7 protein-coding genes and 1 riboswitch are annotated in these 7032 nt (G+C 49.7%); of the genes, 3 read left to right on the plus strand and 4 right to left on the minus strand.

The features are described from left to right. Positions 1–66 precede the first annotated feature (66 nt). From JKK62_RS00060 to JKK62_RS00075, 4 genes are all read right to left on the minus strand, one after another. Positions 67–876: a DUF4430 domain-containing protein gene (locus JKK62_RS00060; RefSeq protein WP_201426496.1), complete on the minus strand. Its 810-nt coding sequence runs from the start codon at positions 874–876 to the stop codon at positions 67–69. Positions 877–888: 12 nt separating this feature from the next. Continuing rightward, entirely contained in the window at positions 889–2022 is a 1134-nt protein-coding gene (locus JKK62_RS00065; protein ID WP_201426497.1) for a hypothetical protein, read from the minus strand. After that, positions 2019–2981 (minus strand): dockerin type I domain-containing protein, encoded by a 963-nt coding sequence (locus JKK62_RS00070; protein WP_201426498.1) that lies wholly within the window; start codon positions 2979–2981, stop codon positions 2019–2021. The genes JKK62_RS00065 and JKK62_RS00070 overlap by 4 nt, the downstream gene beginning before the upstream one ends. Before the next feature lie 122 nt (positions 2982–3103). Beyond that, positions 3104–3235, minus strand: a riboswitch (cobalamin riboswitch). 33 nt (positions 3236–3268) lie between these two features. Further along, positions 3269–4198, minus strand: a complete 930-nt coding sequence (locus tag JKK62_RS00075) for a DMT family transporter (protein WP_201426499.1) — start codon at positions 4196–4198, stop codon at positions 3269–3271. A gap of 113 nt (positions 4199–4311) precedes the next feature. Between JKK62_RS00075 and JKK62_RS00080 the strand changes: the two genes are divergently transcribed. The 3 genes from JKK62_RS00080 to eno all read left to right on the plus strand — a co-directional run bounded on the left by JKK62_RS00080 (position 4312) and on the right by eno (position 7021). Next, a complete protein-coding gene (locus tag JKK62_RS00080; protein ID WP_201426500.1) occupies positions 4312–4554 on the plus strand; it encodes a FeoA family protein in 243 nt (80 codons plus the stop codon). Continuing rightward, the gene (locus tag JKK62_RS00085; RefSeq protein WP_201426501.1) at positions 4544–5584 is read left to right on the plus strand and encodes a FeoB small GTPase domain-containing protein; all 1041 of its coding nucleotides are present in this window, start codon (positions 4544–4546) and stop codon (positions 5582–5584) included. Before JKK62_RS00080 ends, JKK62_RS00085 begins: the two co-directional genes overlap by 11 nt. A 138-nt stretch (positions 5585–5722) precedes the next feature. Continuing rightward, a complete protein-coding gene (gene eno, locus JKK62_RS00090) occupies positions 5723–7021 on the plus strand; it encodes a phosphopyruvate hydratase (RefSeq protein WP_201426502.1) in 1299 nt (432 codons plus the stop codon). The last annotated feature ends 11 nt before the right edge of the window (positions 7022–7032 follow it).

Genomic DNA, 7032 nt, shown 5'->3' on the forward strand with positions numbered 1-7032 from the left:
ATGAAATCACCGCCGCGAAATATAAAAGTCCCGCTATCGGGTGTATCTTACAAAAGGAATCCTTCATCAGTTGCTCCACTTCAAGTCGTGTCCGAGCTGACAGGTGTAGCGGAATTCAACCGTGTCGCCGTTTTTCAGCACGTAACGAGAACAGCCGTAGTTAGGCGCCCATCCGTTTACTCCGTAAACCCAGCCTGACTGGTCGCCGCAGTCGAATTCATACAGGTTGCCGATAGCCTTGATGTAAGCTGAATTGTATGCCGGCGTAAAGCTGTGATCAAGGTGGATTTTCTTTTCCTTACATACTCTGACTAGCAAATCAAAGACCGATTCGCCCTCCGAAAACTCAAATTGCTCGGGTTTTAATATCCAGCCGTCTGAAGGCACAAGCTCATGATATTCCTCGTCGAGCTTATCCATATTGTCGAGAATTGTCGCACAGGAAATCGACAGAGTACACCTGAGAGTATTGTCCTGCGTTGTCTGCTCCTGCGGCTCAACGGGCTGAGGCTTGTCCGTCGGCACAGGGTCGGTCTTGTATTTGTCCGTCGTCGGCTCAACAGGTTCCGCGGCTGAGTTTTCGGCGGTCGTCTGCTGTCGGGTGGAAGCCTCTGCGGTCGTCGGAGCTGTTGTATCGACTGGGGTTGTGTCATCGATAGCTTTATCGGTTGTATTCTCCGCCGTCGATGACTGTGCATTCTTGCGTGTAATGGGACCTGTCGCCGAGGTTGCGTCTGCCGAAAAGGTCGGTGCTTCGTCAGGCGCAGCCGCGTCCTCGTTAATACTGTTTCCCGCCGCAAAAGCAATCACTAAAGCCGCAACGATTGCTGCGGCTGTGATGATAAAGAATTTATATTTTTTGATGAAGGGTATCATAATAATCCCGCCTTAATGTGAAGCGATGTAGCGTTGAGTTTCGGTGACAAATGTGACCTTTATTTCGCCTTGACTGTCCGCACCTGCGATTTTGAGCTGCCTGAGATTGAGCGTTTCAAGCTCGGCAATAGCTTTCTGAGCCAAGGTCGCGTCTGTGATATCGACCGTGCCGTCAAGATTCAGATCATACTCTGTCAGCAGATCGCACATATCATAAAGTGATGATTTGCCTTCGCGGAGTCTGTTCGCGGCGGTCATTGCGTAAAACGCCTGTTCGGTCGACATCTGATTGTATTCACCGCCGATATTATGCGCAAAGCCGTTTTCGAGCGAAAAGCGAAGCAGACAGTCAACAATGCTGTTGCCGCTCTTGATAAATCTCCCGTCGGTTTCGGGGTCAATGCCGAGGGCTGACAGAGCGGTTATCATCTGCGCGCAGCTTTCGGGAGAGTCGGTAGCTTCCGAAAGTCCGCCGTCATCACGCTGGATTGCGGAATAGTATCCCAATGCCTTATCAACTGCGCATTTTACAGCTTCATTTTTTTTATAATACGGAGCGAGAGCCTGTATCGCCATTCCCGTCATATCAGGATCGGCGCCCTGCTCACCGATAGCCCAGCCGCCTGCCGGAAGCTGCTTTTCCAGTATATAATCGAACAGCTTCTCACGGGTAGTTTGCTCTTTTGAGGTCGTTTCGGGTATTTCATATTGCAGGCTGTCAAGCGCGATCAACGCCCAGACAGGGCCGTTAATACCCTGCTTTTTTACAAAATTAAAGTCCGCAAGAGGCTGCAGCAGGTTATATCCGTTCACATTCTCGGGATTCTTGCCTATAGCTGTCAAAGCTAATATAAGGCGCGAGTTTTCGGTTGATTTATTTCGGTCCAGCTTAGCGCTGCCCTTTTCGTTAATATAATCAACAACGTTGCGATAATATCCTTCCGCCGTTTCATCGGGCAGGATTCCAGCGCGTGCAAGCCCGATAACAAGCCACTCGCCGCCGATTGAACCTACCTGCGGCACAGGACAGCTGAGAAGCTGCTCTTCTGTAGCCTGATATATCGCGTCGGTCTTGCTGCCTGATGCAAAAGCGGTAATCGGACACAGCAGCGCAAGCGCAAGCACAAAACAAATCAGCTTTTTCATCTGGAAGCAATCATACGCTGGATAGCGGTCGTATCAAGTACGGAAACTCTTCCGTCGCCGTTGTATTCAGCGAGCTTGTTCTGTAACTCTGAGAAGCTCACGAGGTCAATGCTCGCCTTCTGAATGAGAGTTGCGTCTGTAATATCAACCTTGCCGTCAAAGTTTACGTCGCCGAGCTGTGCGTCCTCAGCCATTACGTGAACCTTATAAACGGTTTCCTCGGGATATGAGCCCGGCCAAGCGGCATTGCCGACGCCGATATAGAGTGTGTCGCCTGCCTTAACCTCGATCTCGTCGGTTTTTCTGTAGCCGACGCTCTCGGGAACGTACTCATTAATATACGTTCTCACCTGATAGTTCTTGTTCTCGGCTGTAGGAAGTACAAAAACATTTTTTGTTTCGTTACCGATCGTAACGGTGTAGTCGGTATTTGAGGGAGTAAATTCCTCGTTAAGAGCCGGACCGTCAATGCTGAGAGCCTTAAGGGCTGTTGTGGGATTGTTCCAGTCAGCACCGATATCCGAACCGATTTTTACAGAATATGTAAGCTCGAAGGTGTCGCCGTCTCTGAGGAAGATGTAAGCGAGGTTGTTGTTGACTACCCAGTCGTTCTGTACACCCATCCAGCCGCTGTACTGTGCGGCGTCGTTCTCGGCAATACCGTTTACGGCAGCGATATACGAACCCCACTGGGTATCGTTTACGGTGAGCTGAACATTATCCGCATTCAGCGCGGCTGTAACGGTCGAAAGAGCGTCCTTGCCCTCGGAAATATCGACTGTCTTGTCATAAAGAACGCCTTCCCAAGCTGCTCCCTCGGAAACAGAATAGGTTTCGTTCTTTACGATCAGGCGGATTTTGTCGGTCGCGGCTGACGCGCTGAAAGAAACGCTTGCAGCCGATACCGCCGTCATAGCTGCCAGAGCTGTCGCGATAATGTTTTTGGGTATTTTTTTCATATTGGTTCCTCCAAAAATTTTTGGGAAAGCAAAAATGCTTTTCCGATATACTCAGAAAAGCACAACACAAAGAGCCGTGAAATCACGGTCAGGGTGGCTGCGCTTCTTCTTGTCCAAGAATGCAAATCCAAGGCAATGCGGCAGCGATCTGACTTATGGCTCAAACCAAACACAGTAATGACAGTTGCTACGGATTCTCACCGTATTCTCTATTACATTTCGCAGCGCGAAAAAACGCAAAGCCTGTTATTAAATTATTTCAAGTATATCATACAAACGCCGTGCCGTCAATGCTTGTGCAGCTTATCAAACGGCAGCTGCACAAAAATTACCGAGCAAAACATGATAACGCAGCCGAGTATCTGAATGACGGTCATACTCTGATCCTGCTCGAGCCAGCCCATGCTGTAGGCAAAGTAGCTCGCGAGCGCTGAAATCACCGACTCCATGCTCATAATCATAGCGGCTATAGTCGGGTTAAAGTTCTTCTGACCGATGACCTGCAGCGTATAGGCAACGCCGCTCGACATGATACCTGTGTACAAAATCGGAATCGCGCCCTGAGTAATCTGCTCCCACGACGGATGCTCAATTATCAGGGCTATCGCGCCGCAGACTACCGCGCAGACAAAAAACTGTATGCACGAGAGCAGAACTCCGTCGGTTTTCGGCGAGAAATAATCGACCAGCAGAATATGCACGGCAAAGAGAACCGCGCAGATTAGTACGAGTATATCTCCCGGGGAAAAGCTCAGGCTCTCCGTTATGCAGAGCATATAGAGCCCGACAACCGCACCCACAGCGCCTATCCAGACCGTGAAATGGCATTTCTTTCCGAGCAAAAGTCCGAAAATCGGCGTGAGGATTATATAGAGCGTTGTGATAAATCCCGCCTTGCCGACGGTTGTGTACTTTACACCGTACTGCTGGAACATTCCCGCGGCGGCAAGCGCAAGACCGCAGCAAACGCCGCCGATAACTGTGATTTTTTTGTCGATCTTGAAGCTCTCGTTCCTGCCCGAAAAAATCTCGGGCTTCCTGAGCTTGATAAGCACGATCGGAATCAGTACAAGGAAGCCGAGAAAGTTACGCGCCGAGTTAAAGGTGAACGGCTCCATGTAGTTGTTGCCCATTGACTGAAAGACAAAGGCAACGCCCCAGATTATCGCGGTCAGAGAGAGATAAAAGCTGCTTTTTATGTTGTTCGTTTTGTTCATTTCCATACTCCTTCGCACAAGTGATATTTTATCATATCAAAAAGTCAAATGCAAGCGGCTTTCTCACAAACAATGCGGCTGCGCATACAATGAAATGTAAAAGCGGTGATAGAATGAATGAATTAATAAGACTATGTGATTTACAGATAAATAAAACGGCTGTTGTCGCTGAGTTTTGCGCCGGTAAGATGACACAGAGAATAAACGACTTAGGCATTGTCGAGGGAAGCGAAATAACTCCCGTGTTCATCGCTCCCTTCGGCGACCCTGTCGCCTATTCCGTTAAGCATACTCTGATTGCTCTGCGCCGAAAGGACAGCAGACTGATATTGGTGAGGTGTGAAGATGACATATGAAATTGCGCTTGCGGGTAATCCGAACGTCGGAAAAAGCACTGTTTTCAACGCGCTGACGGGATTGAAGCAGCACACCGGCAACTGGACGGGAAAAACCGTCGAGCTGTGCACGGGTATGTTCAAATACCGCGATAACCTGTTCAGCGTAACCGACCTGCCCGGCACATACTCAATGAGGGGCTTTTCAAAGGAAGAAAGCGTATCGCGAAAGTATCTGAGCGAAAAGAAACCCGACTGCGTGATAATTGTCGCTGACTCAAATGTTCTCGAGCGGAACCTGAGCTATGTATTAGAGATATTACAGCTGCAGCGCAATGCAGTTCTTTGTCTTAATATGAACGACGAAGCCCGGCGAAACGGCACTGTTATCAATACGGAAAAATTATCAAAGGAGCTCGGTATTCCCGTGCTGAAAACCTGCGCCGTGAAAAAGGCGGGCTTAGACGAATTAAAACAAACCGTGCTGAATATCTGCGAAAAACCGTCTTTCAGTCAAGACGAGATGAATACCGATACGTTTCTGCTGAACAACGCGCTCTTGCTCTCAAAAAAAAGCAAGGAGATCTGTGATAAATGCGTTTCCTACCGAAATAATACAAAACGCAGCGGCAGGCTTGACAAAATACTGACCTCAAAATCAACAGGAATCCCGATTATGCTCGCCTTGTTTGCGCTGCTGTTCTGGATTACGGCGGTCGGCGCAAACTATCCCAGCGAATGGCTGAGCGCGCTGTTCGCGTTTATCAAGGAAAGACTGTATGAGCTATCTGACTGCATTCACGTGTCTGAATTTTTGAGCGGAATTCTGATTGATGGAGTGTACACAACGCTGAGCTGGGTGGTTTCGGTAATGCTGCCCCCGATGGCGATTTTCTTCCCTTTATTTTCAATAATCGAGGATTCCGGATACCTTCCGCGCATTGCCTTTAACCTCGACAAATTCTTCTCGCGCTGCGGCGCAAACGGCAAACAGAGCCTGAGCATGTGCTTGGTGTCTGATTGGCGATATTTAAGCCTTTTTTGTCGATAATTACCAATATCCACTTGACAATAAAAAGCGTGCTGTGCTATACTACATATAGTTAGTACGAACAGTGCTAAACCAATAAATATGGACTTGAAGGAGTTTTCCCTCGGTCTGTAAATTTAAGATGAGAGGAAGTATTTTATGAACTACTTATCAATCGAAAACGTTGTCGGCAGAGAAATTCTTGACTCCAGAGGCAATCCTACCGTAGAGGCAGAGGTTACACTTGCTGACGGTACCGTTGCAAGAGGCACTGCTCCCAGCGGCGCTTCCACAGGTGAGTTCGAGGCTCTTGAGCTTCGTGACGGCGACAAAGGCAGATACCTTGGCAAAGGTGTTCAGAAGGCTGTTGATAACATCAACAACGTAATCGCTCCTGCAATCATCGGCATGGACGCTTCAGATATCTATGCTGTTGATAAGGCAATGATTGACCTTGACGGCACAAAGGATAAGTCAAAGCTCGGCGCTAACGCTATTCTGGCTGTTTCCATCGCTACCTCCAGAGCTGCTGCTACCGCTCTCGAGCTGCCCCTCTACAAGTTCCTCGGCGGCGTTCAGGGCACAAAGCTCCCCGTTCCCATGATGAACATTCTCAACGGCGGCGCTCACGCTACCAACACCGTTGACACCCAGGAATTCATGATCATGCCCGTAGGCGCTCCCAGCTTCAAGGAAGCCCTCAGATGGTGTGCTGAAGTATTCCACAACCTCGCTAAGATCCTCAAGGCTAAGGGTCTTGCTACCTCCGTCGGCGACGAGGGCGGCTTTGCTCCCAACCTCTCCTCCGATGACGAGACCATCGAGACCATTCTCGAGGCTGTTAAGGCTGCAGGCTACGAGCCCGGCAAGGACTTCATGATCGCTATGGACGCTGCTTCTTCCGAGTGGAAGAGCGAAAAGGGCGTTGGCTTCTACAAGCAGCCCAAGTCCGGTCTTGAGTTCACCTCCGATACACTTATCGATCACTGGGCAGCTCTCTGCGAGAAGTACCCGATCATCTCCATCGAGGACGCTCTCGACGAAGAGGACTGGGAAGGCTGGAAGAAGCTCACAGAGCGTCTCGGCGACAAGGTTCAGCTCGTAGGCGACGACCTCTTTGTTACCAACACCGAGAGACTTTCCAAGGGCATTGCTAACGGCTGCGCTAACTCTATCCTCATCAAGCTCAACCAGATCGGTTCCGTTTCCGAGACTCTTGAGGCTATCAAGATGGCTCACAAGGCCGGCTACACAGCTATCTCCTCACACCGTTCCGGTGAGACAGCTGATACCACCATCGCTGACCTCGCTGTTGCTCTCAACACCTGCCAGATCAAGACCGGCGCTCCCAGCCGTTCCGAGCGTGTTGCGAAGTACAATCAGCTCCTCAGAATCGAAGAGGAACTCGGCGATGCAGCTCAGTATCCCCAGATGGGCGCTTTCAACGTAAAGAGATAATTTTTCGCTGA

It is taken from the genome of Ruminococcus difficilis (assembly GCF_016680995.1).